Origin of the sequence: Rathayibacter sp. AY1E6 (genome assembly GCF_002931115.1) — a bacterium.
GTDB lineage: Bacteria > Actinomycetota > Actinomycetes > Actinomycetales > Microbacteriaceae > Rathayibacter.
Map to the genome: position 1 here is coordinate 17,823 of NZ_PSVK01000021.1, position 26,515 is coordinate 44,337.

Genomic DNA, 26,515 nt, shown 5'->3' on the forward strand with positions numbered 1-26,515 from the left:
CCCGGGTGGCCTCGGTCAGCCCGGGTCCTGCCGCCCCGGGCCACCGAGAGCGGGAGGACCGGCGGCGCTACCGCCGGATCCTCCGCTTCGCCGCGTGGCATCTCGCGGTCACCTGGTTCTTCGACCTGCTCCTGCCGCGGGTGGGGCTCACGCGCGTCGCGCTCCGCACCCGGCCCGGCCGGATGCGCCGCTTCGCCCGCAGCTTCCACGTGCTCGCGGTCGACCTCGGCGGCCTGATGATCAAGGTCGGCCAGTTCATGTCGTCGCGCCTGGACGTGCTGCCGCCCGAGATCACCCGCGAGCTGGAGGGGCTGCAGGACGAGGTCCCGCCCGTCCCGTTCCCGCGGATCCGGGCGCTGGCCGAGTCCGAGCTCGGGCTGCCGCTCGAGCGCGCGTACGCCGGAGTCGACGAGTCGCCCGTCGCCGCCGCCTCGCTCGGCCAGGCCCACCGCGCCCGGCTCTCCCCCGCCGACGCCGAGGACACCGGCTACTCCGCGGCCATCATGAAGGTGCAGCGGCCGGGGATCGACCAGATCGTCGAGGTCGACCTCGCGGCTCTGCGCCGCGTCGGCGGCTGGCTCAGCCACGTTCGCCTCGTCTCGGACCGCGTCGACGCCCCGGCACTCGTCGAGGAGTTCGCGGTCACCAGCCTCGAGGAGATCGACTACCTGCAGGAGGCGGCCAACTCCGTCCGCTTCGCCGCCGACTTCGCGGGCGACGCCCGGGTGGCCGTCCCGGACGTGGTCTGGGAGCGCTCGACCCGCAAGGTCCTCACGCTCGAGGACGTCACCGCGATCAAGATCACCGACCACGCCGCGCTGCTGGCCGCCGGGATCGACCCGCGGGAGGTCGCTCCGGTCTTCGCGGCCGTGATGTTCGACCAGCTCTTCACCAACGGCTACTTCCACGCGGATCCGCACCCCGGCAACGTCTTCGTCACGCCGACCCCTGGGGGCGAGCTGCCCTGGCGCCTCACCTTCATCGACTTCGGGATGATGGGCGAGGTGCCGCCGAGCACCCGCGCGGGACTGCGCCGGATGCTGATCGCCGCCGCCTCCCGCGACGGCAAGGGGCTCGTCGACGCGGCCCGCGCGGTCGGCGTCCTCCTCCCCTCGGCCGACTCCCGCGAGCTGGAGCGGGCGCTCACGCAGCTCTTCGCCCGCTTCGGCGGCATGGGCTTCGCCGAGCTGCGGGAGGTGGATCCGCGCGAGTTCCGCGACTTCGCCGTGCAGTTCGGCGACGTCGTGCGCGCTCTGCCGTTCCAGCTCCCCGAGAACTTCCTGCTCGTCATCCGCGCGATGTCGCTGACCTCGGGCGTCTGCAGCGCGCTCGACCCGGCCTTCAACCTGTGGGACTCGGTCGAGCCCTACGCGCAGCAGCTGATCCGCGAGGAGCGCGGCTCCGTCGTGCAGGACGTCGGCAAGCAGGCCGTCGACACGCTCGGCCTGATCTGGCGCCTGCCGCGCCGGCTCGACGAGCTCGTCACGACCCTCGACGACGGCGAGCTCGCGGTCACCGTCCCCACCATCGAGCGCCGGCTGAACCGGCTCGAGGGCACCGTCCGCCGCGTGATCTCGGCCGTGCTGTTCGCGGGCCTGCTGATCGCGGGCGCCGTCGTGCGCCCGGACGACAGCGGCTTCGGGACCGTGCTGATGATCGCGTCGGCGCTTCCGCTGCTGCACGCCCTACTGGCCCGCGGCCCGCGCGGCTGACGGCCGCCGTCGGACCGCGGCCGCCGCGTCGCATCCGTCACCTCCTCCGCCCACCTCACCGGCGGCGCGGTCGACATCGGCTACACGGACGCGGACAGCTGGCTCGCGCAGCACGGCACCGACTACGGGCTCTGCCAGATCTACGCGAACGAGATCTGGCACTTCGAGCTCGCCACCGAGCCGGGCGGCGACTGCCCGGAGCAGCTGCCCGACGCGAGCGCGACCTGAGCGGCTCTCCCGCGCTCCCGGGATCCGATGCGTCGCGAAAGGTCGTCATCGGAGGCGAAGGGGAGCCGTTCGCGACGCATCGATCGCGCAGGCGGCCGGGCTCAGCGGCTGGTGAGCAGCTCGACGAACTCGTCCGCCATCGCGAGCTGGGCGCTCAGCGCCTCGCGGCGCTCGCGGGCCTGCGCGACGAAGGCGTCGAGCTGCGCGCGGACCTCGGCCGGCGCGTCGTCGCCCTCGGCCTCGAGGGTGTCGATCACGCGGAGCAGCGCGGCCATCTCCTCCAGCGAGAAGCCGAGCGGCTTCATGCGGCGGATGAGGATCAGGCGGTCGTAGTCGGTGGACGTGTAGAGGCGGAAGCCGCCCTCGGTGCGGCCGGACGCCTTCACGAGGCCGATCTCGTCGTAGTGGCGCAGGGTCCGGAGCGAGAGGCCGGTCCGCTCGGCGAGCTCGCCGATGTGCATGGTGCCGATCCTGCTCACCCCTTCAGATCTACCCTTACGTGAGGGTAGGGTTGCCCGTGCTGCTGACACGCCTCTGCAAGCTTGGCATCCCCGCCCGCTTCCGCCGACCCGATGCCGCAGCCCTCCGCGCTCCTCGTCGAGCACCCCTCCCACTCCCTGGAGCCGCCGCGATGGCCCTCGCCTCGAAGACCCCTGCCCGCCCGCACGCCGAGCCCACCGTGATGACGGCGCTGCGCACCCCCCGCATCCTGACCCGCGAGGTCCTCGCCGGCCTCGTCGTCGCACTCGCGCTCATCCCCGAGGCGATCTCGTTCTCGATCATCGCGGGCGTGGATCCGCGGGTCGGCCTCTTCTCGTCGTTCGTGATGGCCGTGTCGATCGCGTTCCTCGGCGGCCGCCCCGCGATGATCACCGCCGCCACCGGCGCCGTCGCCCTGGTGATCGCCCCCGTCGCCCGCGACTACGGAATGGACTACTTCATCGCGACGGTGATCCTCGCGGGCGTGCTCCAGATCGTGCTCGGGCTGCTCGGAGTGGCGAAGCTCATGCGCTTCATCCCCCGCAGCGTGATGGTCGGATTCGTGAACGCGCTGGCGATCCTGATCTTCTCGGCGCAGATCCCCAACCTGATCGGCGTGCCCTGGCTGGTCTACCCGCTGGTCGCCGTCGGCATCGTGATCATGGTGGTGATGCCGCGCCTGACGAAGGCCGTTCCGGCGCCTCTCGTCGCCATCGTCCTCATCACCGCGGCGGTCGTCGTCACGGCGGTCGCCGTCCCCACCGTGGGCGATCAGGGCGAGCTGCCCCGCAGCCTCCCCGAGCTGTTCCTGCCGAACGTACCGCTGACCTGGGAGACCTTCACGACCATCGCGCCGTACGCCGTCGCGATGGCGCTCGTCGGGCTCCTCGAGTCGCTGATGACCGCGAAGCTCGTCGACGACATCACCGACACCCCCTCCCGCAAGACCCGCGAGTCACTCGGGCAGGGCGCCGCGAACGTGCTCTCCGGCCTGTTCGGCGGCATGGGAGGCTGCGCGATGATCGGCCAGACGATGATCAACGTGAAGGCGTCCGGCGCCCGCACCCGCATCTCGACCTTCCTCGCCGGCGTGTTCCTCCTGATCCTCGTCGTCGCGCTCGGCGACCTCGTCGCGATCATCCCGATGGCCGCGCTGGTCGCGGTGATGGTGATGGTCTCGGTGGCGACCTTCGACTGGCACAGCATCCGCCCGTCGACCCTGAAGCGGATGCCCGTGGGCGAGACGGTCGTCATGATCGCCACGGTCGTCGTGGTCGTCCTCACCCACAACCTGGCGATCGGAGTCGTCGTCGGCGTCCTCGCCGCCATGGTCGTCTTCGCCCGCCGGGTCGCCCACTTCGCCACCGTCGAGCGCACCCTCTCGGCCGACGGATCGACGGCCCACTACACGGTGACCGGCGAGCTGTTCTTCGCCTCCAGCAACGACCTCACCACGCAGTTCTCCTACGCGGAGGACCCTGCGCACGTCGTGATCGACCTCTCCGGCTCCCACATCTGGGACGCCTCGACCGTCGCCGCGCTGGACGCCGTCACGACCAAGTACGAGCGCCACGGCACCCGCGCCGTGATCGAGGGCATGAACGACGCCTCCACCCGGATGCACGGCCGCCTCGCCGGGAACCTCGGCGCGGGGCACTGAGGGTCGGGGCTGCGGGACCGCACGCGCAGCCCCTCAGAGCGGCGCGAGCACCAGCGACCAGAGCCAGCGCCCGCCGACGACCCGGTGCACGACCACGAACAGGGCGGTGATCGCGAGTCCGACCGGCAGCAGCACGGCGCCGGCCGCGAGGCGGTCGGCGGGCACGGCGAGCAGCAGGCCGAGCGGCACCGACGCGCAGGCTGCGACCAGCGCCGCGACGAGAGCGGCGCGGCGGTCCCGGGTCGGCTGCGGCACGACGCCGATCCGGTGCCGGACCAGCCAGTGGGCGAGGGCCCACGCGGCCGTGGTCCCGAGGGCGGTGCCGCCCGCGATCGCCGGCACGACGAGTTCGGCAGGCAGGAGGAGCCCGCCGACGAGCGCCCCCACGGCGACGCCGACGGCCGAGACGACCTGGGTCGCCAGCGAGTCGCGGGCCCGACCCAGCGCGAACATCGCCCGGTTGAGGACGTAGGTCTGGCTGAAGCCGACCAGGCTCAGGGCGAGCAGCTGCAGGACTCCGCCGATCACCGGTGTGCCGAAGACGAGCTGCGTGAGCAGTGGCGCCGCCGCGACGAACAGGAGCGTCGCGAGCAGAGTGACGGCGAGCACCGCGTCCTCGGTCCGTCGGAGGTTCACCGCCGCGGCCGCCCGATCGCCGCGGTGCAGGTCCCGGCTGAGCGGCGTGAACATCGCCGTGGCGACGGAGACGACCAGGATGCCGTGCGGCAGCAGGAGCAGCAGCTGCGCGCTCGAGAAGGAGTTGAGGCTCGGCCCGTCGACGCCGGCGCGGTTCATGGCCTGGCCGGCCGCCGTCGCCGCGTTCGAGACGACGATGTACGACACCTCTGCGACGAGGGCGCCGAGGAACACCCAGACCGCGTCCCGCGACACTCCGCCGAGCCCGGCGACGCCGAAGCGCGGCCGCAGGCGGACGCCGACGGACCGCGAGAACGCGACCGCGATCACCCCCTGCACCACGATCGCCGCAGTGGCAGTGCCGCACAGGAGCGCCACCATCTCCGGCGTCCACTCGTCGGCGGGTGTCGACGCCGCCTCGGGGTGGATCAGGAGGAACACCGCGATCCCGAGCACCGAGATCACGTTCGCGCAGGCGGGCGCCCACGCGCCCGGCCCGTACTTCTCGGCGGAGTTGAGCAGCTGCGAGAAGACGGCGAAGACGATGTAGAAGAAGATCTGCGGCAGGCACCAGTAGGCCATCTGGGTGGCGAGCAGAGCCCAGTCGGCCGACCAGCCCCCGGCGTAGAGCCCGACGATCAGCGGCGCCGCGAGCGTGCAGGCGGCCGTGAGGAGCGCCGCTCCGCCGAGGCACAGGGTGAGCAGCCGCTCGAGGGTCCGCACGCCCTCCGGTCCGTCGGCCCGCGCCCGGACCATCTGCGGCACGAGCACCGCGCCGAGCACCCCGCCCGCGATGAGCCCGTACAGGTAGGTGGGCGCGGAGTTCGCGACCTCGAACACCTGCCCGCCGACCGACGCGCTCGTGCCGCCGACCGCCACGACCAGGAGCGCCAGCCGGACGAACCCGAGGATCCGCGAGACGAACGACGCGACCACCATCCCCCCGGTCGCGCTGCGCATCCGGGCAGCATAGGCGGTGCGACCCGGGTCGCCACCGACCGCGGCGCCCGCCGGGGTCGATGCGTCACGAACGGTCGTCACGGGCGCGGGAGAGGGGCCGATCGTGACGCATCGATCTCGGGGAGGGCGGGAGGCGGGAGGGCCCGCGGGCGGCGCTAGACGCGCACGGGCGCGACGGAGGCGCGGCGGATCAGCCGCGTCTCCAGCTCCATGCGGGTGGCCGAGGCTCCCGAGGCGAGCAGGGTCGCCGACCGGTGCGCCTGGTGCAGCATCCGGAAGGCGATGGCGCCCATCTCGCCGATGGGCTGCTGGATCGTGGTCATCGGCGGGGTCGCCCAGGCCGACTCCTCGACGTCGTCGAAGCCGATGACGCTGAGGTCTCGCGGGATGCGGAGGCCGGCGTCGTCGGCGGCCTCGTAGACGCCGAGCGCCATCACGTCGGAGCAGGCGAAGAAGGCGGTCGGCGCGTCCGGCTCGGCGAGCATCAGCCCGGCGGCCTCGCGGGCCAGCTCGCGGTCCCAGTCGCAGTAGGCGACGCGCGGATCCTCGACCCCGGCGGCGCGGAGCGCGGTGGTGAAGCCGTCGATCCGGGCGCTGCTGTAGAGCTGGGTGCGGGTGCCGCCGAGGACGCCGAAGCGGGTGTGGCCGGCGTCGAGGAGGTGCTCGGCGGCCATGCGGCCCCCGTCCCAGTTGGTCGCGCCGACGCTCGCGACGTCGGCCGGCGGCCGCGTGCTGGGGTCGACGACGACGACGGGCAGCTCGGCGGTGGTCAGCAGGTGCAGCTGCGCGGCCGAGACGTTGACCAGCACCACGATGGCGCCGAGCGAGGGGCGGCGGAGGAGGCGGCTGATCCAGGCGCCGTCGTCGCGGGCGCGGGTGAGCACCAGGTCGACCCCGGCGGCGGAGGCCTCGGCCTCGATCCCCTCGAGGACCGGTCCGATCCAGGTGCCGCCGATGTGGCCGACGACGACGTCGACGATCTGGGCGGAGTGCGGATCCTCGACCGGCGGGCGCAGGCGCGGGCGGCGGCGGTAGCCGAGCGCGTGCGCCGCCTCCATCACGCGCAGGCGGGTCGCCTCCGAGACGTCGGTGCCGCCGTTGAGCACCTTCGAGACGGTGGGGACGCTCGTCCCGGCGCGCTCGGCGATGAGCGCCATGGTCGGGCGCGTGGTCGCTCCGGAGACGTCGTCGTGGTCGGGCATGTGCTCACCGTAGCGGATGCCGACTTTCGCAACTAGCCCTGCGGCAGGACGGCTTGCTCCCGCCGGGAACCGCGGTGCATGATGGTCGGACGCTGGGGCTCCCGCGCAGAAGTTGCGCAAGTCCTGTTCGATGACGAACCGCGGAGCGATCCGCCCGCACGTGAGGACGACGATGACCGACCACTCCCCGACCACTCCCGGCAAGACGGCCCTCGTCGTCCGAGGGGGCTGGGACGGCCACCAACCGGTCGAGGCGACCGAGCTGTTCCTGCCGTTCCTCCGCGACAACGGCTACGACGTGCGCGTCGAGGAGTCGACCGCCGTGTACGCCGACGAGGCCTACATGCGGACGGTCGACCTGATCGTGCAGTCGAACACGATGACCTCCATCCAGTGGGAGGAGTTCCTGGGCCTCCGCGCGGCGGTCGAGCGCGGCACGGGCCTCGCCGGCTGGCACGGCGGGATCGCCGACTCCTACCGCGACAACTCCGACTACCTGCAGCTGATCGGCGGCCAGTTCGCCTCGCACCCCGGCAAGCACCCGGACGAGCGCACCGGCGAGCAGTCGGACAACTACATGCCGCACACGATCGAGATGACGGCCCTCGCCGCCGACCACCCGATCACGCAGGGCATCACCGACTTCGAGCTGGTCACGGAGCAGTACTGGGTGCTGCACGACGACTACAACGACGTGCTCGCCACGACCACGCAGGCCGTCCGCCCGTGGGACCCGTGGAAGCGCCCCATCACCTCCCCCGCGATCTGGACCCGCCTCTGGGGCGAGGGCCGCATCTTCGTCTCGACGCCGGGCCACCGCGTCGAGATCCTCCAGGACGACAACGTCCGCACGATCATCGAGAGGGGAATGCTGTGGGCGTCCCGCTGAGAGTCGGCATCATCGGCGTCGGGAAGATCAGCGAGCAGTACCTCGCGAACCTCCCGACCTTCCCCGGCCTCCGCCTCGTCGCGGTCGCCGACCTGAACCAGGAGCGGGCGCAGCAGGTCGCCGACGAGCAGGGCGTCCGCGCCCTCACCGTCGACGCGCTGATCGACGACCCGGAGATCGACGCGGTGCTGAACCTCACGATCCCGGCGGCGCACGTCGAGATCGGCACCCGCGCCCTGAAGGCGGGCAAGCACGTCTTCGCCGAGAAGCCGCTCGGGCTGAACCCGGCCGAGGCCGCGCCGATGCTCGACCTCGCGGACGAGCTGGGCCTGCGCTTCGCGAGCGCCCCGGACACGGTGCTCGGGACCGGCGTGCAGACCGCGCGCCTCACCCTCGACTCCGGCGCGATCGGCACCCCGATCGCCGCGCAGGTGCACTGGGCCGCTCCCGGCCACGAGCGCTGGCACCCGGCGCCCGAGTTCTACTACCAGCCCGGCGGCGGCCCGCTGCTGGACATGGGCCCGTACTACCTGACGGCGCTCGTGCACTTCTTCGGGCCGGTCGTCCGCGTCACGGGCCTGGCCACCCGCTCCGACCGCCCGCGCACGATCGAGACCGGGCCGAAGGCGGGCACGCCGATCGAGGTGACGATCGACACGCACATCACCGCGCTGCTCGAGCACGCGAGCGGAGTCGCCACCACCGTCACCGTGAGCTTCGAGGTCTGGCGCAGCCGGGCCCCGAAGTTCGAGGTCTACGGCACCGAGGGCACCATCTCGGTCCCGGATCCGAACATGTTCTCGGACCCGGTCGAGGTCGCCGTCCGCGACGAGGACTGGCGGGTCGTCCCCGACTCCGCCGGCGTGATCGACACCGGTCGCGGAGTGGGACTGGCCGACCTCGCGGAGGCGATCGCGGAGGACCGCCCGCACCGCGCCTCCGGCCGCGTGGCCCTGCACGTGCTCGAGATCATGGACGCCGTGCTCCGCTCGAACGTGGAGAAGGCGGTCGTGACGATCGCGAGCACCGCCGAGAAGCCCGACGTGATGCCGCTGCGCACGGCGGGCTCGATCGGCGCCTGACAGCGCCGGGGGGCGACGACGGGAGGCGGGGGATCGCCGCCAGCGCGTCGCTCCCCGTTCGGGGGTGACGGCGGGGGGCGACGCCGTAGACTCGGCGGATCGACGGTCCTCAGCCGCCGCCGCACGCGGAGGGGGATCGGCCGTGGCAGTCGGCTTCCGGCGGAGCGGTGAGCTCCGTGCCCTCGCGCGCCCCCGGCTCCGGGCGGCCGGCGACCCGCTCTCCCCCGAGGACCACCGCTCCCGGCTGTCCGGTTGGCTCAGCATGCCCGGCGGGCCGGGTCTCGTGCGCCCCTCCGCCCTCGCTCCGGCGTGGGAGGCGCCCCTGCTCCGGCTCGTGCGCGCCGGGGCGCCGGCGGAGGACCTGCACGAGGCGACCACCGGCTCCCCCGAGGGCTCGCGCCTCGCGGCCGTCGTCGAGCTCGTCCGCGACGCCCTGCACTCCGCGGACGACGATCGCGCTCTGCGGCTCACCGGCTGGCTGGTGCGCATCCGCTACGACCCGTCGGCCGACTCCTTCCTCCGCCGCTACGGGATCGCGCTGACCGTCCGCCTGCCGCTGAGCGGCGGCCTCGACGTGGAGGTGCCGCTCGACGCCCCGGCGCTGCGCCTGCTCTACGCCGAGCTGGCAGCACCGATGGATCCGACCGCGGCTGTCGTGGCGGTCGAGACCCTGGAGCCGTCGACCCTCGCGGCGTCGACGCTCGCCTCCCTCTACTCCGCCCGCCGCCGCTGGAGCGACGTGGCCGAGTTCTCGGCGCCCGTCGAGAACGTGGACGCCGCCTCCGCCGCGGTGCTCATCCGCCGCGGCGTCGCTCTCCGCGAGCTCGGCCTGATCGAGGGCGCCCTCGAGGCGTTCGACCGCGTGGTGCGCCCGACCGTCACCAGCGCGCGTCCCGTGGAGCTGCGGGCGGAGGCGCTGCTCGAGCGCGCGAGCACGCTCCTCTCGGACGGGCGCACGGCTCCTGCTCGGCGCGATCTGGAGCGCGTGCTCTCCCGCTACCCGGACAGCGCCGCGGCGCACGAGCTGCTGGCGGTCACCGGGCGCTGACGCGACGGAGGGGCGCACCCTCTGCAGGATTCGCCCCTCCGGGGAGTGCGTCGGCTCAGTGCGTCGGCTCAGCCCTCGGCCTTCGAGGGCTTGCCCTCGGCGGGCAGGACCTCGTGCGGGGTGTCGCGCTCGTCCTCGCCCTCGGCCTGCGACGGCTTGTCGGACTGGTCGTCCGGGTCCTCGACGGGGCTCGGGGTCTGGTCGCTCATCGGAGTCCCTCCGGCTCGTCGGACGTAGCGGACGGCTCGGGGTGCGCCTCGAACTCCATCCAGGCGCGGTCCAGATCGGCCTGCGCCGACTCGGGCTCGCTGGCGAAGTAGCCGTCGTAGATCGCGCGGCCGCCGTGCTCGGGCAGGTCGTCGCGACCGCCGAAGGCCTGCGCGAAGCGGCCGACCTCGTCGTCCCTCTTCTGCTGATCCCGCAACCAGGCGGGGAAGGTCTGCGTCATGGTGACACCTCTCTCTCCTGCCCTCCAGCCAATCGCCCGCCGCGGATCCGGGCAAGCCCTTCCGCCGCGGGCCCCGAGGGGCCAGGCTCCGCCCTGGAGAAGCGGCGCTCCGCCCTGGAGGAGCGGCGCTCCGCCCTCTAGAGGACATGTCCGCTACAGGGCGCCCCCGCCCCCGCCGCGGAGGAGAGCCGGCCCCTAGCGTGAGCCCGTGACCGACCCCGCTTCTCCGCGCCCCGCCCGCACCGCCGCGGGTCTGCGCCGCACTCTGCTCGCTCTGACCGCGACCGTCGCCCTGCTCGCCGGCACCGCGGCTCCCCTCGCCTCCGCCGAGCCGGACCCGGTGCCGGTCGGGAACGACCACCTCGCCAACGGCGTCGCCGCCTGGGGGCGCTACCTCAACGGGGAGTGGGACGTGCCGGCGGGCATGTCCGACCTCACGGACGTCGCGAGCAGCTACAGCCACACCCTCGCGCTCCACACCGACGGCACCGTCGAGGCCTGGGGAGCGGATCTGGAGGGCGAGCGGGACGTGCCGGCCGAGCTCCGCGAGGTGACCGCGATCTCGACCGGGTACCTCCACAGCATCGCCCTCACGATGGAGGGGACGGTCGTCGCGTGGGGCGACGACCGTCAGGGCCAGACCGACGTCCCGGCCGGACTCGGCGGCGTGACCGCCGTCGCCGCGGGCAGCTACCACACCCTCGCTCTGCGGGGCGACGGGACCGTGGCGGCCTGGGGCTCCGATCAGTTCGGAGCGACCGACGTGCCGGCGGGTCTCTCCGGAGTGGTCGCGATCGCCGCGGGCGGCTGGAACAGCCTCGCGCTGCGCGCCGACGGGACGGTCGTGGCGTGGGGCGGCGACGACAGGGGCGCGTACACCGCCCCGGCAGGCCTCCGCGACGTCGTCGCCGTGTCGGTCAGCTACTCCCACAGCCTCGCCCTGAAGCGGGACGGCACCGTCGTCACCTGGGGCGACCCCGCCGACTCCGGCTTGCCGCGGGTCCCCGCCGATCTCGGCGGCATCACCGCGATCGCCGCCGGCATCGGCTTCAGCGTCCTGCTGACGTCCGACGGCACCGTCGTCTCCCTGCACCCCGACGGCGACACGGAGCTGGACGTCCCGGCCGGGATCACCGGCGCCACCGGCATCGCGGTCGGCTTCAACCACGCCTTCGCGATCGGCCCGCTGCCGACCCTCACCGCCGACACCGCCGAGACGCTCGTCACGACCGGGACCCGCTACTCCGCGACCTTCACGGCGTCCGGCCCGGCCGCGACCTTCGAGGTCTCGTCCGGCGCCCTTCCCGCGGGGGTGACCCTCTCGCCGGAGGGCGTCGTCTCGGGCAGGCCGACCACCGCAGGCGACTCCACCTTCACGGTGAGCGCGCGGAACGCGTACGGCACCACGGCCGGCGTGCCGCACACGGTCAGCGTGGTCCCCGCGAACACCCCGCCCGTCGTGACGGTCGCCTCCGCCACCGACGGCGCCTCCTACGAGAAGGGCTCGGAGCCGAGGGCCGCCTGCGCGATCACGGATGCGGAGAGCGGAACGTTCAGCGAGGAGGCCGTCGTCACCGGCACGCTCGTGAACGGCCTCGGCACCCGCACGGCGACCTGCACCTGGACCGACCCCGGAGGACTGACCACGACCGCCGCCGCGACCTACCGGATCGTCGACACCGGCGTCCCCACCATCGCCGCGACGACCGCGCCGACGGCTCCGAACGCCGCGGGCTGGTTCCGCTCCCCCGTCTCCGTCGGCTTCTCCTGCGCCGACGGCAGCGGCTCCGGGATCCGCAGCTGCACCCCCGCGCGGATCCTGCGCGAGGGCCCCGGCCAGAGCGTCACCGGCACCGCCGTCGACAACGCGGGCAACCGCGCCACGACGACCCGCAGCGGCATCGCCATCGACACCACGAAGCCGCAGCTCTCGTTCACGTCGAGGCCCGAGGGGTCCTACCCCTTCGGCACCGTGCTCCCGGAGGCGCGCTGCCTCGCGGACGACGCGCTCTCGGGCCTCACCGGCGACTGCGTGATCACGGGCGGCGGCCGCTCCGTCGGACCGCACGTGTACCGGGCGACCGCGACCGACCGGGCGGGCAACGTCTCGACCCTCACCGCGTCCTACACCGTGACCCCGTGGACGATCGGCGGGCTCAGCACCTCGGTGAAGAGCGTGGCCGCCGGAGCCGCGACCGGCATGACGTTCCAGGTGACCTCGACGTCCTCCGCGGGAACGTTCCGCCACTCCGCCCTCGCCGACGCGCGCAGCGTCACGCAGAAGCAGACCTCCTGCACCGCCGGCGCCGTCCTCACCGAAGCGCCGACGACCACCCTGACCGGACGCCTCCGCTACGACACCGCGACGAACCGCTACGTGAAGGCGTGGACGGTGCCCGCGAAGCGGGGCACCTGCTGGACGCTGACGGTCACGACGGCGGACGGCAGCACGGGGAGCGCCCGGTACTCGGTGAAGTAGCGGCGCCGGACGGCCGCCGCGGTCCGGTCAGGCTCCCGCCGCGGCGTACCGCTCCGCGAGCACGCGGAACGCGGCGGCCAGCTCGGGCGGCTCGGCCCCGGCCATCGGAGCGTCGAACCGGCCGAACGACGCGGCGAGCGCCTCCCACGACCAGGCGCCGAGGGCGAGTCGGCAGCCCGCGTCGCCGAGGTCCTCCACCTCCCCGTCGCCCGCGTAGGGCAGGACCTCGGCGGCGGGCGCCTCCAGCACCACCGAGCCGCGGCACGGCCACCCCTCCCCGGGCGCTCCGCCGCGGAACCGCGCCTCCAGGAACTCGGCGGGACTCCGGACCGGCAGCGCCCGGCGGCGGAAGCGGGCACCGCGGGGTGAGCGCGGCTCGAGCCGGTCGACGCGGAACACCCGCCAGTCGTCGCGGTCGAGGTCGAAGCCGATGAGGTACCAGCGGCCCTGACGCGCGACCAGGTGGTGGGGCTCGACGCGGCGCACCGCCTCCGCGTACGCGAAGCGGAGCACCTCCGAGGCCCGGACGGCCGCCGCGACCGCGACCAGCCGCTCCGGAGGGACTGCGGGGGCCGGCGCCGTCGCGACCGTGAAGCGCAGCGCATCAGCTCGGGGCCGGAGCCGGGCGGGCAGGACCTGCCGCACCGTCGCCAGCGCACGGGCCGACGCCTCCTCCAGCCCCGCGACCGGCGCGCGCAGGGCGGCGGTGAGGGCGAGCACCTGCTCGTCGTCGAAGAGCAGCGGCGGGAGCTCGGCGCCGGCCTCGAGCCGGTACCCGCCGTCGGGGCCCTTCGCCGAGTCGATCCGGTAGCCCATCGTGCGGAGCCGGTCGACGTCGCGACGCACCGTGCGCGGCGCGATCCCCAGGCGCTCCGCGAGCACTCCGCCCGGCCAGTCGCGGCGGGTCTGCAGGAGGGAGAGGAGCAGGAGGAGCCGCTCGGTCGTCGTGGGCACGTCCCGAGGGTATTCCGAGAAGAGGACCGTCACCGTCCTCTTCTCCTGGGAGCGTCGGGGCACCGGGTGATCGACCCGGCACGACTGCGAGGAGCGCACCATGAGCATCACCACGACGACCCACCTCAACTTCCGCGGACAGGCCCGCGAGGCACTGGAGTTCTACGCCTCGGTCACGGGAGGCCGGGTCGACGCGATGTCCTACGCGGACGCGAACGCTGTCACCGCGCCCGACGAGGCCGACCAGCTGATGTGGGGCCAGGTCGTCTCCGAGGCCGGCTTCCGCGTCATGGCGTACGACGTCCCCGCGCACACGGCTTACGACTCGGGCACGATCCCGGTGTTCGTGTCGCTGCGCGGCTCCGACGCCGACGAGCTGCACCGCCTCTGGGACGGCCTCTCGGAGGGGGCGGCGGTCGTCGTGCCCCTGGCCCCGGCGGCCTGGTCGCCCCTCTACGGGATGCTGCGCGATCGCTTCGGAGTGACGTTCGTCGTCGACCTCGAGGTCGCCTGGGGCTGAGGCCCGCGGGCTCGGCGGCGGGGCGCGTCCCACTGCGGACGCGCCGGCCGCCGACTCGGTACGCTCAGCACCGGATCCGGTCGGAGGGACGCTGCATGCTGGAGACGATCTCCGAGGCCCTCTCGCTGGTCACCCTCCCCCTCGGCGTGCTGTTCCTGCTCGCCGCGTTCGTCGCGGCGCTGATCGACGGACGCTGGCTGACGACGACCGCCTACCTCGAGGAGGGGCCGCCCCTCGCGCTGCACTGGGTGACCCGGGCCGGCGAGGTCCGGTCGCGTCCGCTGTCCGCCGGGGACCCGCTGACGCCGACGCGGTCGGACCAGCGGGAGGTGCACTACCGCGAGGAGGATCCGCACCGCATCCGCCTGCACCGGTGGAGCGACGCGGTGCGGGCGCTGCGCCTGACCGGCCTGATCCTGCTCGCGGCGGGCGTCGTCCTCGGGATCCTGTCGACGGCGCTGGCGGTCCTCGCCTAGGCGGCGCTCCGTGCGCGAGGATCGGACCCGTGGATGCGGAACGGGTTCTCGGAGACGGTCGGGCCGACGGGGTGTGGTGCCGGCTCGGGGAGCCGCTGACGGTCGCGCAGATCGCTCGCGGCGGGCCCGCGTGGCTGTGCCTGGACGCGCAGCACGGCGCGTTCGACGACGCCGCGGTCCTCGCCTCCCTGCGCGCGCTCGGCGCCGTGAGCGGGAGGCCGCCCGTCGGCGTCCGGGTCGCCGGGCTCTCCGACGCGCTGATCGGCAGGGCGCTCGACGCCGCAGCGGACGTCGTCGTCGTCCCGATGATCGAGACGGTCGAGGAGGCGCTCGCGGCCGTCCGCGCCGCGCACTACCCGCCGCTCGGCCGCCGCAGCTGGGGGCCGATGACCGATCTCTGGGGCGCCGCTCCCCCGTCGGCCGCCGAGGCGCGCACCGCGCTCTGGGTCATGATCGAGACGCAGGCCGGCCTCGACGCCGTTGATCGGATCCTCGCGGTGCGGGGCGTGAGCGGAGTCTTCGTCGGCCCGTTCGACCTCGCGATCGGCCTCGGACGGGACCTGTCCGACCTGCTCGCCGCGGACGGACCGGACGACCCGCTGCCGAGGATCGCCGCGGCGGCCCGGCGCGCGGGCAAGGGCGCCGGGGCCTACGCGGGCGACCGCGAGCGCGCCGGGCTGCTGCGAGCGCTCGGCTTCACGAGGGTCGCGGTCGCGACGGATCAGTCGCTGATCGCGCTCGGCACCGCGGCGGCGCTCGACGCGGACGCCGCCGACTCCGGCTGCTGAGCCCGAGGCCGGGAACGGGGCCGGACGCCGGTCACCGGCGAGCGCTCCCGCCGGGGGGATGCACGGGCTCCGGCGGCTCGGGGACGAAGCGGAGGCCGCCGGCGGAGTTCGCGAGATCGGTGAGCGCCGAGATCCAGGCGGGGTTGATGCGGGGCATGCGGCCGCCCGCGTAGGTGTAGCGGAGCGTGTGCGAGGGGTGCAGCCAGATCGCGCTGCGGCCGTCGCTCATCCCGTTCTCGTCGCGCCAGGTGAGCAGGCACGACTCCCCCCGGCGCAGCTTCGCGGTGAGGACGATCTGCAGGTGGGCGAGCACCCGGTCCTCGACGTCGATCTCGACCGATCCGTCGTAGTGCAGCTTCCCCATCGGCGTCTCCCGGCCTCGTCCTCGGAGGACGGGCGCGCCTCCGGCCCACCATCCTCGGGTGTCGTCCAGTGACCAGTTCGGGGCGGCGACAACCGGCGGATCAGCTGGTATCGGCGGATCCGCTGGTCTCGACGGGGCGGGGCTCAGGCCGGCGGGTTCGCCGCCATGAAGTCGCGCATCGGCAGCAGGTTCTGGAGGGGCGCGAAGTACCCGAAGCGGGGCAGGTCGAAGACCACTCCCGCGACTCCGGAGGATCCCATCGCCGCGATCCACTCGAGCGCGGCCGGCATCGGCACCTTCAGCACGCGCGACGCGTCCTCGTCGGAGAGGCCGGCGTGCAGCGCCCCGGCGCGGGCGCGCTCCCCCGTGGTGAAGGCGAAGACCATCGGCCCCGACTCCAGGCCGCCGACGAAGGGGGTGGGCGCGTCGTCCGGCCCCCGCGCGATGAAGCACCACATCGGCAGGGCGTAGACGCTGCGCCAGAGCGCGTCCATCGCGGCGAAGCTCTCGGGGTCGGCGCGCAGGGCCTCCGCCCGGGCGTCGATCTCGACGGTCTGATCCATGGGGCTCCCCTCGGCGCCGGCGATCGGCGCGGACCTCCACGCTAACGATGCTCCCGCTGGGCCGCACCCGCGATCGATCCGTCAGCAGCGGCCCGTCCCCGCGGCGGGCACGGGCCGCGGGCGACGGATGGACGCGGCGGCGGAGGCGCGACCCGTCCGCTGATCCCCTCGGCCACTGGCCCCGTCCAGGCGGTTAGGTTAGGTTAACCTTCGCAACCCCCACCACCCCCTTCGAAGGATCGCCGTGCCCGCCACTCGCACCCCCCTCCGCCTGACCGCCGTCGCCTCGCTCGGCCTCGCCGCGCTGCTGCTCACCGCCTGCTCGGGAGGAGCCGACGCCGGCTCCGAGGGCACGTCCGAGAGCAGCGCCGCCGAGAGCAGCGAAGGCTTCCCCGTCACCGTCGACCACGCCTTCGGCAGCACCACCGTCGAGTCGGCCGACCGCGTCGTCGCGACGAGCTGGACCAACCAGGACGTGGCGCTCGCGCTGGGTGTGACCCCGGTCGGCTTCACCCGCGCCTCCTACGGCGACGAGGACGGCGACGGCCTGCTGGTGTGGACGAAGGAGGCGCTCGACGCCTCCGGCGCCGAGACCCCGACCCTGTTCGACGAGACCGACGGCGTGCCCTTCGAGGCGATCTCGGACCTCAGCCCGACCGTGATCCTCTCGGCCTACTCCGGCATCACCCAGCAGGACTACGACACCCTCAGCCAGATCGCCCCCACCGTCGCCTACCCGGGCCTGCCCTGGGGCACGACCTGGCAGGACTCCGCGAAGCTCGACGGCGCCGCGCTGGGCCTCGAGGACGAGGCCGTCGCGAAGGTCGGCGAGATCGAGAGCGACATCACGCAGACCACCGCGTCCTACCCGCAGCTCGCGGGCACCACGTTCATGTACGGCTGGTACGACCCGACCGACGCGAGCACCTTCACCTACTACACGCCGAACGACGCGCGCGTGAAGTTCGTCGAGGACCTCGGTCTCGACGTCGCCCCGAGCGTCGCCGAGCTCTCCGGCGACTCGGAGGCGTTCAGCGGCACCATCAGCTCCGAGAACGCCGACCAGCTCGACGCCGACGTGCTCGTCGTCTACGGCGACGACACGACCCTCGCCGCACTGCAGGCCGACCCGCTGCTCTCCAAGATCCCGGCCGTCGAGCGCGGCTCCGTCTACGTGCTGCAGGACGGCTCCTCCGCCGCCATGGCCACCTCGTCGCCGAACCTGCTCAGCATCCCGTGGGTGCTCGACGAGTACACCGCCGGCCTCGCCGCGGCCGCCGACAAGGTGTCGTGACCCGCACCGCACCCACCCGGAAGACGAGGGCGACCGCGCTGGCGGTCGCCCTCGTCGCGCTGGCCGTCGCCTCGGTCCTCTCGCTCGTGTACGGCTCCCGCGAGATCCCGCTCGGCGAGGTCTGGCCGGCGCTCACCTCGCCCGATCCGGCGTCCATCGTCGACGCAGCGGTGCAGGGGCGGGTGCCGCGGACGGTCCTCGCGATCCTGGTCGGCGCCGCGCTCGGGCTCGCCGGAGCCGTGATGCAGGGCCTGACCCGCAACCCGCTCGCCGATCCGGGCATCCTCGGCCTCAACTCCGGCGCATCGCTCGCGGTCGTGCTCGGGATCGCCGGGGTCGGCGCGACGAGCCTGCCGCAGTTCATCTGGCTCGCGTTCCTCGGAGCCGCCGCCGCCGGGGCGTTCGTCTACGCGGTCGCCTCGCTCGGCTGCGAGGGCGCCACTCCGCTGAAGCTCGCCCTCGCCGGAGCCGCCACCGCCGCCGCGCTCACCTCCCTCATCAGCGCGGTCCTGCTCACCCAGGAGACCACGCTGAACCGCTTCCGCTTCTGGCAGGTCGGCGGAGTCGGCGGCGCCGAGACCGCGAGCATCCTGCAGGTCCTCCCGTTCCTCGCGGTCGGCGCGGTGCTGGCCCTGTCCAGCGCGCGGGGGCTCGACGCCCTGGCGCTCGGCGACGACCTGGCGACCGGCCTCGGCCGGCGCGTGGGGCGCATCCGCCTGGTCGCGGGGCTCGCGGCCGTGCTGCTCTGCGGCGCCGCGACCGCGATCGCCGGACCGATCGGCTTCATCGGCCTGGTCGTCCCGCACCTCGCCCGCCGCGTCACGGGCCCCGCGCACGCCTGGCTGCTGACCTCCTCCGCTCTGCTCGGCGCCCTGCTGCTGCTCGTCGCCGACGTGGTCGGCCGCGTGGTCGCCCGGCCGAGCGACGTCGAGGTGGGCATCGTGACCGCGCTGATCGGCGCCCCGGTGCTCATCGCGATCGTGCGCCGCTCGAAGGTACGGGCGCTGTGAGGACCGCGGAGGCGCCCGCTGCGGTCGGCATCGCGGCCGGCCGCACGCTGCGCCGTCGGCGCACGGTCATCGGCTGCGCGGTCCTCGCGGTGCTCGCGCTGGCGCTCGTCGTCGTCTCGCTCACGGTCGGCAGCACGGTCTACTCGGTGCCGGAGGTCGTCCGCGTGATCCTCGGCGAGACCGTGCCGGGCGCCTCCTTCACCGTGGGCACGCTGCGGCTGCCGCGCACCATCACGGCCGTCCTGGTGGGCGTGGGCTTCGGGATGGGCGGCGTGATCTTCCAGACGATGCTGCGCAACGCCCTCGCCAGCCCCGACATCATCGGCATCACGTCGGGGGCGAGCGCGGCGGCCGTCGTCGCGATCGCGTTCTTCGGGCTCTCGGGCGGCGCGGTCTCGGTGATCGCGGTCGCGGCCGGGCTCGCGACGGCCCTGATCATCGCCGGGCTGGCCGAGGGCGGCGGAGTGATCGGGGCGCGGCTGATCCTCATCGGCATCGGCGTCGCGGCGATGTTCCAGAGCGTGATCGCCTACGTGCAGACCCGCGCCGACTTCGAGGACGTCCAGGAGTCGCTGCGCTGGCTGACCGGCAGCCTCAACTCGGCCGCCTGGCCCTCCGTCCCGCCGCTCGCGCTGACGATGCTCGCGCTGGTGCCGCTGGCGCTGCTGCTCTCGGGCCGGCTCGGCGTGCTGCAGCTCGGCGACGAGTCGGCGACGGCGCTCGGACTCGACGTGCGGCGCAGCCGGCTGGCCCTGCTCGCGGTCGGAGTCGGCCTCGTAGCCGTCGCGACCGCCGCCACCGGCCCGATCGCGTTCGTCGCCTTCGTCTCGGGGCCGATCGCGCGGCGGATCCTGCCGAGCGCGCGCACGCTGCTGATCCCCTCCGCCCTGGTCGGCGCGGTCGTGGTGCTCGCCGCCGACCTGCTCGCCCAGTACGTCGTCGGCGCGCTGTTCTCGGGCGCGCGCTTCCCGGTCGGCGTCGTCACCGGCGCCCTCGGCGCGCCCTTCCTGCTCTGGCTCCTCGCCCGCCGCAACCGCTCCGGAGGCTCCCTGTGACCGACGCCCCGCCCACCCTCGCCGCCGACGCGGTCACCCTCGCCTACGACGAGCGCGTGGTGGTCGACGGGCTCTCGCTCGCCGTGCCGCCCGGCCGGATCACGGTGATCGTCGGCGCGAACGCCTGCGGCAAGTCGACGCTCCTGCGCGCGATGGCGCGGCTGATCACCCCGCGCTCGGGGAGCGTCCTGCTCGACGGGCGCGCGATCCACCGGCTCCCGACGCGCCAGGTCGCGCAGCAGGTGGGGCTGCTGCCGCAGACCCCGATCGCGCCGGAGGGGATCGCCGTCTCGGACCTGGTCGCCCGGGGCCGCTACCCGCACCGGGGCCTCTTCGGCCGCGGCTCCGGATCGGACGACGACGCGATCGTCGAGGAGGCGCTGCGCGACACCGGCACGCTCGAGCTCGCCGACCGCCCCGTGGACGAGCTCTCGGGCGGGCAGCGCCAGCGGGTGTGGATAGCGATGGCCCTCGCCCAGCGGACCGACGTGCTCCTCCTGGACGAGCCGACGACCTACCTCGACGTGTCGCACCAGGTCGAGGTGCTCGACCTGCTCACCGACCTCAACCGCTCGCGCGGGACGACGATCGTGATCGTGCTGCACGACCTCAACCTCGCCGCCCGCTACGCCGACCACCTCGTCGCCGTGCGCGACGGAGCCCTGTACGCCTCGGGCACGCCCGCCGAGGTGGTGACGCCGGAGACGGTGCGCGCGGTGTTCGGGATGGAGTCGCGCGTGATCGAGGACCCGGTCTCGCGGACGCCGCTGGTGCTGCCGATCGGGCGCCACCACTCGGGCTGAGCCCGGCCGTTCAGACTGAGCGGTCAGGCCGGGGCCGCGGCCAGGGAGGCGCCGTCGACGAGCGTGCAGCGGAGGAGCTGCTGCTCCCGTCGCGCGGGGTCGCCCTCGATGAGGATCTGCACGGCGCGGCGGCCCATGTCGCGCCGGGGCAGCTCGAAGCCGGCCTGCCAGCCGGTGCGGTCGGCCGATCCGGAGAGCGACACCAGCGACAGGTCGCCCGGCACCGCCACCCCCTCGGCCTCGGCGGCCTCCTGCAGGAGGACGAACTGCTCCTCCTGCTCGGCGAGGACGACCGTGACGCCCTCGGCGGCGATCCGGCGGATCCACTCCCGCGGCGACGCCTCCGGCCCCGGGACGAGGTGGAGGAAGCCGTCGCCGAGCTCGGCCCGCGCGCCGGCCATGCGGTCGGTGTACGACTCGACGCCCTCGCCGTGGCCGGCGTAGGCGAAGCGGGTGTGGCCGAGGGCGCGCGCGCAGGAGATCAGCTCGCGGACGATCGACGCGTAGTCGGCGGCCACGTAGGGCACGGGCCCGCCGGCGTCGTCGCGGCGGCCGATGCTGACGAAGGAGAAGCCGCTCGCGTTGAGGAACTCGAGCTCCTCGCGGGGCATGCGCTGCCCGAGGAGGATGCAGGAGTCGGCCAGGCGCAGCCGGGTGGTGCCGCCGCTGAGGCCGCCGCGACGGCCGCCGACGCGACCGCTGGTCAGCAGGAGGAGGTCGATGTCGCGGTTCTGCGCCTCCTCCTCGATGCCGGCGAGGAACGGGTGGAAGAAGTCCTCGCGGTCGAGCGGGAACAGGCTCTCGTAGGTGTAGACGCCGATCATGCCGGTGCCGACCTGCTTGAGGCGGCGCGCGATGGGGTCGGCGACGTACCCCGTCTCCTGGATCGCCTTGAGGATCCGCGCCCGCGTCGCCTCCGGGACCCGGGCGAGCTGCTCGCCCTTGTCGTTGAGCACGAACGACACCGTCGTCTGGCTGACTCCCGCGAGACGCGCGATGTCCTTCTGCGTGATCCGCGGCACCCGGACACCCCCGCTTCATCCTGGTAATAGGTATTACGTCTTGACCTCAGGCTACCGATGACGAAGGATCGCCGTACGCCCATCCGGGGCGAGAGAGGGCGGAACGTCGACGATGATGAATCCCGCAGACCCAGACAACCAGACCACGGCCTCCCCGCGGCCCGATCGGCAGCACAAGCCCGATCCGCAGCCCGAGCACGATCCGCAGCGCAGGCCCGACAACTCGCGCCGCCTCTTCCTCGCCGGGGGCGCCGCCGCCCTCGCCGGCGCGGCAGGGGCCGTCGGCGCCGCCACTCCGGCCGCCGCCGCACCCCCGGCCGACGCTCCCGGGCAGAAGAAGCGCCTGAGCGTCACCGAGGGGCCGATCTCGCCGCTCGACAAGGAGTTCCGCTGGGACGACCGCGCCGGCGCCGACAACACCCGCGCGGTGCAGGCGGCCATCGACAAGGCGATGACCGCTCCGGGCGGCGAGGTGTCGCTGCCCGCCGGCGAGATCCGGGTGACGGGCCTCGCGGTCGACTACCGCGGCTACCCGGTGCAGCCCGAGAACGGGCCGCCCTACGGCTACGCCGGGCCGAAGATCGTCGGCGCCGGCATGCGCCAGACGAGGATCGTCCAGATCGAGGGCTCGACCCGCGACATCTTCACCGTCTCCGGCCAGACGGGCGACGCGGCCGGTCCCGCCAACAACAACAAGGCCACCGGCGTCGTCCTCGCCGACTTCGAGATGACGGGCACGCCCTCCGGCGGCCACGGGATGTCGCTGCGTTCGCTGGTCAATTGCGAGTTCCGCAACCTGTGGATCCAGAAGACCGGCAAGTCGGGCATCTTCCGCGAGCGCGCCACCTTCGTCTCGGGCGTCGACGACGAGTACTCGTACGCCAACTCCTGGAACAAGATCAAGATCGTCGCCCCCGCGGGCTGGGGCGTGGAGGACTCGGGCAAGGCCTCCATCGGCGGCTCGATGACCAACGTCGAGGCGATCAGCCCCGGCCTCGGCGGCTTCCTCCTCGCGCCGACGAACATGACGCTGCTCGACTGCCAGGCCATCGGCGGCACGGTCGGCCTCCGGTCGATCCGCAACGAGAACCGGCGCTCGGTCAACTCCGGCCTGACCCTGATCAACTTCCGCTCGGAGGGCTCCCGCGACGGCTGGGAGGTGCTGATCGAGGCCGGCACGAGCCACATGATCGTGAACCCGAACTTCTTCCCGACCTCGGGCGCGAACTGCCTCGGCGTCGGCCTGACGAACGGCGGGGCCGACTTCGAGGTGCGCAACCTCACCGTCCTCGGCGGCTTCTACGGGCTCAGCCTCGGCCGCTTCCCGCAGCAGAAGGCGATCGTGCTGGGCAGCGACTCCTCGCAGACGCGCCTCGTGAACCCGTTCATCGAGCGCGGCGCCGCGGGAGTGGACGAGGGCTCGCTGATCGTCGACGACGGACGCCTGACCTCGTTCGAGCTCGGCCGCGGCCGGGTGGAGCGCGCGGCCGGCTACACCACGGTCGCCCGCGCCCCCGAGACCATCCCGACCCCTCCGGCCGGACAGGTCAACGAGGGCTGGGAGCGCTCCGGCGACACCTGGCGGAAGGTGGCCGTCTTCCCCGACGGGCACCGCGTCGTCATCGCCTCCTGACCCCGGGCGGCGGCGCCCTCCGCGCCGCCGCCCTCCCCCACTGCACACGGAACGAGCACCAGAACGCATGCATGACGACAGCACCCGCATCGAAGCCCGCATCGCCCGCTTCCGCGCCGAGAGCCTCCGGCCGGCGATCCACCGGGCGGTCGAGCCGCTCGGGATCGAGTCGTGGACCGCTCCGGGCGAGCCGGTCCCCTTCGACCAGGCGCGGGCCGCGTCCTACGCGCCCGCCCGCATCGGGGAGCCGTGGGGCGCCCCCTGGGGCACCGTGTGGTTCCACGTGCGCGGCGAGATCCCCGCCTCCTGGGTCGGCGTCGACGGCTGCGAGCCCGAGCTCGTCGTCGACCTCGGCTACACCGGCGCCCAGTCCGGCTTCGAGGCGGAGGGGCTCGTCTTCACCGCGACCGGCACGGTCGTGAAGGCCGTCGAGCCGTTCAACCAGTCGGTCCCGCTCGACCGGCTGCCCGGCCGCGAGGCGGGCGACCGCACGGTCGAGCTCTACATCGAGGCCGCCGCCAACCCGAACATCACCGGTGACTGGTCCTTCACCCCCACGGCGCTCGGCGGCCGCCCCGCCGACGGCGCCCTGCCGTCCGACCCGCTCTACCGCCTCCGCCGTCTCGAGCTCGGGCTGCTCGACCGAGAGGTCTGGGAGCTGGAGCAGGACATGGCCGTGCTCGTCGGGCTGATCGGGCAGCTGCCCGAGTCCTCCCAGCGGCGCGCCGAGATCGTCCGCGCCCTCGACCGCGCCGTCGACGTCCTCGATCCGGACGACGTGTCCGGCACCGCCGCCGCGGGCCGGGAGGCGCTGCGGACGGTCCTCGAGCGCCCCGCCTCGGCCAGCGCGCACCACCTGCACGCCGTCGGCCACGCCCACATCGACTCCGCCTGGCTCTGGCCCGCCCGCGAGACCGCCCGCAAGGTGGCCCGCACCTTCTCGAACGTCTGCGACCTGATCGAGCGCGAGGAGGGCTTCGTCTTCGCCGCCTCCTCCGCGCAGCAGTACGCGTGGCTGAAGCGCGACCACCCGGAGCTGTTCGAGCGCGTCCGCGGCCACGTGCTCGCGGGCCGCTTCGTGCCGGTCGGCGGGATGTGGGTCGAGTCGGACACGAACATGCCCGGCGGCGAGGCGCTCGTGCGCCAGCTGCTCGAGGGCAAGCGCTTCTTCCTCGACGAGTTCGGGATCGACACGGAGGAGGTCTGGCTCCCGGACTCCTTCGGCTACTCCGCCGCGCTGCCGCAGATCATCGCCGGAGCAGGCGGGCGCTGGTTCCTCACGCAGAAGATCTCGTGGAACGAGACCAACACGATGCCCCACCACACCTTCTGGTGGGAGGGCATCGACGGCACCCGCGTGTTCACGCACTTCCCGCCCGTCGACCTCTACAACTCCGACCTCTCCGGCGAGGACCTCGCCCGCGCCGAGCGCCAGTACGCCGAGAAGGGCAGCGGCACCATGTCGCTCGTGCCCTTCGGCTACGGCGACGGCGGAGGAGGCCCCAACCGCGAGATGATCGCGGCCGCCCGCCGCACGCGCAGCCTCGAGGGCTCGCCGACCGTCGAGCTGTCCACACCCCGCCGCTTCTTCGAGGAGGCGCAGGCCGAGTACCCGGACGCGCCCACCTGGTCGGGCGAGCTCTACCTCGAGTTCCACCGCGGCACCTACACGTCGCAGGCGCGCACCAAGCAGGGCAACCGCCGCAGCGAGCACCTGCTCCGCGAGATCGAGCTGTGGGCGACCACGGCCCTCGTCCGCGCCGGGGTCCCGTACCCGGCCGACGAGCTGCGTGAGATGTGGCGGACGGTCCTCCTGCAGCAGTTCCACGACATCCTGCCCGGCACCTCCATCGCCTGGGTGCACCGCGAGGCGGAGGAGAACTACGCCCGCATCGCGCAGCGGATCGAGGAGATGATCGCAGAGGCCGTCGGCGCCCTCGCCGGCGAGGGCTCCGCGGAGCTGCTGGTGAACTCCTCCCCCTTCCCCGTCGGGGGCGTGCCGGCGCTCGGCGCGGCCGCGGCCGACCCCGCCGCGGAGCACTCGGCCCCGACGCTCCGCTCCGACGGCGACGCCCACGTCCTCGACAACGGGCTCGTCCGGGTGCGGATCGGCGCCTCCGGGCTCCTCGAGTCGGTCGTGGACCTCGCGAGCGGCCGGGAGGTCGTGCCCGCCGGCGCCGCCGCGGGGCTCCTCCAGCTCCACCGCGACACCCCGAACAAGTGGGACGCCTGGGACCTCGACGACAACTACCGCCGCACGGTGGAGGACCTCGTCGGCGTCGACTCGGTCCGCGCCGGCACCGTGAGCGACCCGCTCGGCCGCGAGGTGCCGGCGGTCGTGATCACCCGCTCGTTCGGCGGCTCCACGGTCGTGCAGACCGTCTCGCTGCAGATCGGCCGGGCGGCCGTCGACCTCGGCCTCGACATCGACTGGCACGAGCGCCGCAAGCTGCTCAAGCTCGCCTTCCCGCTCGACCTGCTCTCGGACCGGGCGACGTCCGAGATCCAGTTCGGCCACGTGCACCGCCCGACCCACGTGAACACGACGTGGGACGCCGCGCGCTTCGAGACCGTCGCGCACCGCTGGGTGCACGTCGGCGAGCCGGGCTTCGGCGTCGCGGTCGTCAACGACTCCACCTACGGGCACGACATCACCCGCGACCGCGCCGCGGCCGGCACACCGACGACCACAGTCCGGCTCTCGCTCCTGCGCGCGCCGCTGTTCCCCGACCCGGACGCCGACCAGGGCCGCCACCGCCTCGCAGTGTCGCTCGTGGTCGGCGCCGAGCTTCCCGACGCCGTCGAGGCCGGCTACGCGCTGAACACCCCGGTCCGCAGGCTCACCGGCGCCGCGCCCGTCGCTCCCCTGGTGTCGATCGACGACCCCTCGGTGATCGTCGAGGCCGTGAAGGCGGCGGACGACGGGAGCGGCGACGTGATCGTGCGGCTCTACGAGTCGCTCGGCCGCCGCGCCGCAGCGACCCTCCGCGCCGCCTTCGCCGTCCGGGCGGTCACCCGCACCGACCTGATGGAGCGCCCGACCGAGCAGGTCCGCATCGAGAGCTCCGTCGAGGCGGAGTCGGCCGACGTGCGCCTCGAGCTGCGTCCGTTCGAGATCGCGACGGTGCGCCTGGCGCGCTGAGCGCGAGGGGACGCGGGGCGGGAGCAGGCCGGGCCGGCTTGCTCCTGCCCCTGCGTCATGTGGTCTG

The 26,515-nt window shown here is 73.8% G+C and carries 24 protein-coding genes; 15 read left to right on the forward strand and 9 right to left on the reverse strand.

Going from position 1 to position 26,515, the window contains the following annotated elements; translation table 11 throughout:
* The first annotated feature begins 5 nt into the window (after window positions 1-5).
* Complete coding sequence (locus C5C46_RS14025) at window positions 6-1,712, forward strand: AarF/ABC1/UbiB kinase family protein (RefSeq protein WP_104227141.1); 1,707 nt, start codon at window positions 6-8, stop codon at window positions 1,710-1,712.
* Between the two features lie 329 nt (window positions 1,713-2,041).
* Here C5C46_RS14025 and C5C46_RS14030 read toward each other — a convergent pair whose 3' ends face one another.
* Window positions 2,042-2,401: a MerR family DNA-binding transcriptional regulator gene (locus tag C5C46_RS14030; RefSeq protein WP_104227142.1), complete on the reverse strand. Its 360-nt coding sequence runs from the start codon at window positions 2,399-2,401 to the stop codon at window positions 2,042-2,044.
* A 170-nt stretch (window positions 2,402-2,571) separates the two neighbouring features.
* On the opposite strand from C5C46_RS14030, the gene C5C46_RS14035 reads away from it, so the two are divergent.
* The gene (locus tag C5C46_RS14035) at window positions 2,572-4,080 is read left to right on the forward strand and encodes a SulP family inorganic anion transporter (RefSeq protein ID WP_104227143.1); all 1,509 of its coding nucleotides are present in this window, start codon (window positions 2,572-2,574) and stop codon (window positions 4,078-4,080) included.
* 33 nt (window positions 4,081-4,113) lie between these two features.
* Here C5C46_RS14035 and murJ read toward each other — a convergent pair whose 3' ends face one another.
* Window positions 4,114-5,676, reverse strand: a complete 1,563-nt coding sequence (gene murJ, locus C5C46_RS14040) for a murein biosynthesis integral membrane protein MurJ (RefSeq protein WP_104227144.1) — start codon at window positions 5,674-5,676, stop codon at window positions 4,114-4,116.
* A 155-nt stretch (window positions 5,677-5,831) separates the two neighbouring features.
* A complete protein-coding gene (locus tag C5C46_RS14045) occupies window positions 5,832-6,878 on the reverse strand; it encodes a LacI family DNA-binding transcriptional regulator (RefSeq protein ID WP_104227145.1) in 1,047 nt (348 codons plus the stop codon).
* A gap of 172 nt (window positions 6,879-7,050) precedes the next feature.
* Between C5C46_RS14045 and C5C46_RS14050 the strand changes: the two genes are divergently transcribed.
* The 3 genes from C5C46_RS14050 to C5C46_RS14060 all read left to right on the forward strand — a co-directional run bounded on the left by C5C46_RS14050 (window position 7,051) and on the right by C5C46_RS14060 (window position 9,897).
* Window positions 7,051-7,767, forward strand: a complete 717-nt coding sequence (locus tag C5C46_RS14050) for a ThuA domain-containing protein (protein WP_104227162.1) — start codon at window positions 7,051-7,053, stop codon at window positions 7,765-7,767.
* Window positions 7,752-8,849: a Gfo/Idh/MocA family protein gene (locus tag C5C46_RS14055; RefSeq protein ID WP_104227146.1), complete on the forward strand. Its 1,098-nt coding sequence runs from the start codon at window positions 7,752-7,754 to the stop codon at window positions 8,847-8,849. The genes C5C46_RS14050 and C5C46_RS14055 overlap by 16 nt, the downstream gene beginning before the upstream one ends.
* Before the next feature lie 142 nt (window positions 8,850-8,991).
* On the forward strand, window positions 8,992-9,897 hold the full coding sequence (locus C5C46_RS14060) for a tol-pal system YbgF family protein (RefSeq protein ID WP_104227147.1): 906 nt from the start codon (window positions 8,992-8,994) through the stop codon (window positions 9,895-9,897).
* A gap of 68 nt (window positions 9,898-9,965) precedes the next feature.
* Here the strand turns inward: C5C46_RS14060 and C5C46_RS17025 are convergent, their stop codons facing one another.
* Window positions 9,966-10,106: a hypothetical protein gene (locus C5C46_RS17025; protein WP_159940045.1), complete on the reverse strand. Its 141-nt coding sequence runs from the start codon at window positions 10,104-10,106 to the stop codon at window positions 9,966-9,968.
* Window positions 10,103-10,345 carry a hypothetical protein gene (locus C5C46_RS14065; RefSeq protein WP_104227148.1) on the reverse strand — a complete coding sequence of 81 codons (243 nt, stop codon included), beginning with the start codon at window positions 10,343-10,345 and terminating at the stop codon, window positions 10,103-10,105. The genes C5C46_RS17025 and C5C46_RS14065 overlap by 4 nt, the downstream gene beginning before the upstream one ends.
* Window positions 10,346-10,553: 208 nt before the next feature.
* On the opposite strand from C5C46_RS14065, the gene C5C46_RS14070 reads away from it, so the two are divergent.
* Window positions 10,554-12,824, forward strand: a complete 2,271-nt coding sequence (locus C5C46_RS14070) for a PxKF domain-containing protein (RefSeq protein ID WP_104227149.1) — start codon at window positions 10,554-10,556, stop codon at window positions 12,822-12,824.
* Between the two features lie 27 nt (window positions 12,825-12,851).
* Here C5C46_RS14070 and C5C46_RS14075 read toward each other — a convergent pair whose 3' ends face one another.
* Window positions 12,852-13,778: a YafY family protein gene (locus C5C46_RS14075; RefSeq protein ID WP_258059508.1), complete on the reverse strand. Its 927-nt coding sequence runs from the start codon at window positions 13,776-13,778 to the stop codon at window positions 12,852-12,854.
* A gap of 100 nt (window positions 13,779-13,878) precedes the next feature.
* Between C5C46_RS14075 and C5C46_RS14080 the strand changes: the two genes are divergently transcribed.
* From C5C46_RS14080 to C5C46_RS17035, 3 genes are all read left to right on the forward strand, one after another.
* Complete coding sequence (locus C5C46_RS14080) at window positions 13,879-14,298, forward strand: VOC family protein (protein WP_104227150.1); 420 nt, start codon at window positions 13,879-13,881, stop codon at window positions 14,296-14,298.
* A 95-nt stretch (window positions 14,299-14,393) separates the two neighbouring features.
* Window positions 14,394-14,774 carry a hypothetical protein gene (locus C5C46_RS17030; RefSeq protein ID WP_181069210.1) on the forward strand — a complete coding sequence of 127 codons (381 nt, stop codon included), beginning with the start codon at window positions 14,394-14,396 and terminating at the stop codon, window positions 14,772-14,774.
* Window positions 14,775-14,803: 29 nt separating this feature from the next.
* Window positions 14,804-15,562: an HpcH/HpaI aldolase/citrate lyase family protein gene (locus C5C46_RS17035; protein ID WP_181134141.1), complete on the forward strand. Its 759-nt coding sequence runs from the start codon at window positions 14,804-14,806 to the stop codon at window positions 15,560-15,562.
* A 31-nt stretch (window positions 15,563-15,593) separates the two neighbouring features.
* Here C5C46_RS17035 and C5C46_RS14090 read toward each other — a convergent pair whose 3' ends face one another.
* The gene (locus C5C46_RS14090; protein WP_104224304.1) at window positions 15,594-15,926 is read right to left on the reverse strand and encodes an ATP-dependent DNA ligase; all 333 of its coding nucleotides are present in this window, start codon (window positions 15,924-15,926) and stop codon (window positions 15,594-15,596) included.
* Between the two features lie 143 nt (window positions 15,927-16,069).
* Window positions 16,070-16,489 carry a hypothetical protein gene (locus tag C5C46_RS14095; protein ID WP_104224305.1) on the reverse strand — a complete coding sequence of 140 codons (420 nt, stop codon included), beginning with the start codon at window positions 16,487-16,489 and terminating at the stop codon, window positions 16,070-16,072.
* 244 nt (window positions 16,490-16,733) lie between these two features.
* On the opposite strand from C5C46_RS14095, the gene C5C46_RS14100 reads away from it, so the two are divergent.
* Genes C5C46_RS14100 through C5C46_RS14115 form a run of 4 tightly spaced genes read left to right on the forward strand, consistent with a single transcriptional unit; the run spans window position 16,734 to window position 20,651 of the window.
* Window positions 16,734-17,783 carry an iron-siderophore ABC transporter substrate-binding protein gene (locus tag C5C46_RS14100; RefSeq protein ID WP_181136533.1) on the forward strand — a complete coding sequence of 350 codons (1,050 nt, stop codon included), beginning with the start codon at window positions 16,734-16,736 and terminating at the stop codon, window positions 17,781-17,783.
* Window positions 17,780-18,793 carry an iron ABC transporter permease gene (locus C5C46_RS14105; protein ID WP_104227152.1) on the forward strand — a complete coding sequence of 338 codons (1,014 nt, stop codon included), beginning with the start codon at window positions 17,780-17,782 and terminating at the stop codon, window positions 18,791-18,793. The genes C5C46_RS14100 and C5C46_RS14105 overlap by 4 nt, the downstream gene beginning before the upstream one ends.
* The gene (locus C5C46_RS14110) at window positions 18,790-19,848 is read left to right on the forward strand and encodes an iron chelate uptake ABC transporter family permease subunit (protein ID WP_104227153.1); all 1,059 of its coding nucleotides are present in this window, start codon (window positions 18,790-18,792) and stop codon (window positions 19,846-19,848) included. Before C5C46_RS14105 ends, C5C46_RS14110 begins: the two co-directional genes overlap by 4 nt.
* Complete coding sequence (locus C5C46_RS14115; RefSeq protein ID WP_104224308.1) at window positions 19,845-20,651, forward strand: ABC transporter ATP-binding protein; 807 nt, start codon at window positions 19,845-19,847, stop codon at window positions 20,649-20,651. Before C5C46_RS14110 ends, C5C46_RS14115 begins: the two co-directional genes overlap by 4 nt.
* A 23-nt stretch (window positions 20,652-20,674) precedes the next feature.
* On the opposite strand, the gene C5C46_RS14120 is transcribed toward C5C46_RS14115, so the two are convergent.
* The gene (locus C5C46_RS14120) at window positions 20,675-21,673 is read right to left on the reverse strand and encodes a LacI family DNA-binding transcriptional regulator (protein ID WP_104227154.1); all 999 of its coding nucleotides are present in this window, start codon (window positions 21,671-21,673) and stop codon (window positions 20,675-20,677) included.
* 112 nt (window positions 21,674-21,785) lie between these two features.
* Here C5C46_RS14120 and C5C46_RS14125 point away from each other — a divergent pair, with 112 nt between their 5' ends.
* Together C5C46_RS14125 and C5C46_RS14130 are read left to right on the forward strand one after the other, a co-directional pair.
* Window positions 21,786-23,306, forward strand: a complete 1,521-nt coding sequence (locus C5C46_RS14125; RefSeq protein WP_104227155.1) for a hypothetical protein — start codon at window positions 21,786-21,788, stop codon at window positions 23,304-23,306.
* Between the two features lie 67 nt (window positions 23,307-23,373).
* Window positions 23,374-26,448 (forward strand): glycoside hydrolase family 38 C-terminal domain-containing protein, encoded by a 3,075-nt coding sequence (locus C5C46_RS14130; protein ID WP_104227156.1) that lies wholly within the window; start codon window positions 23,374-23,376, stop codon window positions 26,446-26,448.
* Window positions 26,449-26,515 lie beyond the last annotated feature (67 nt).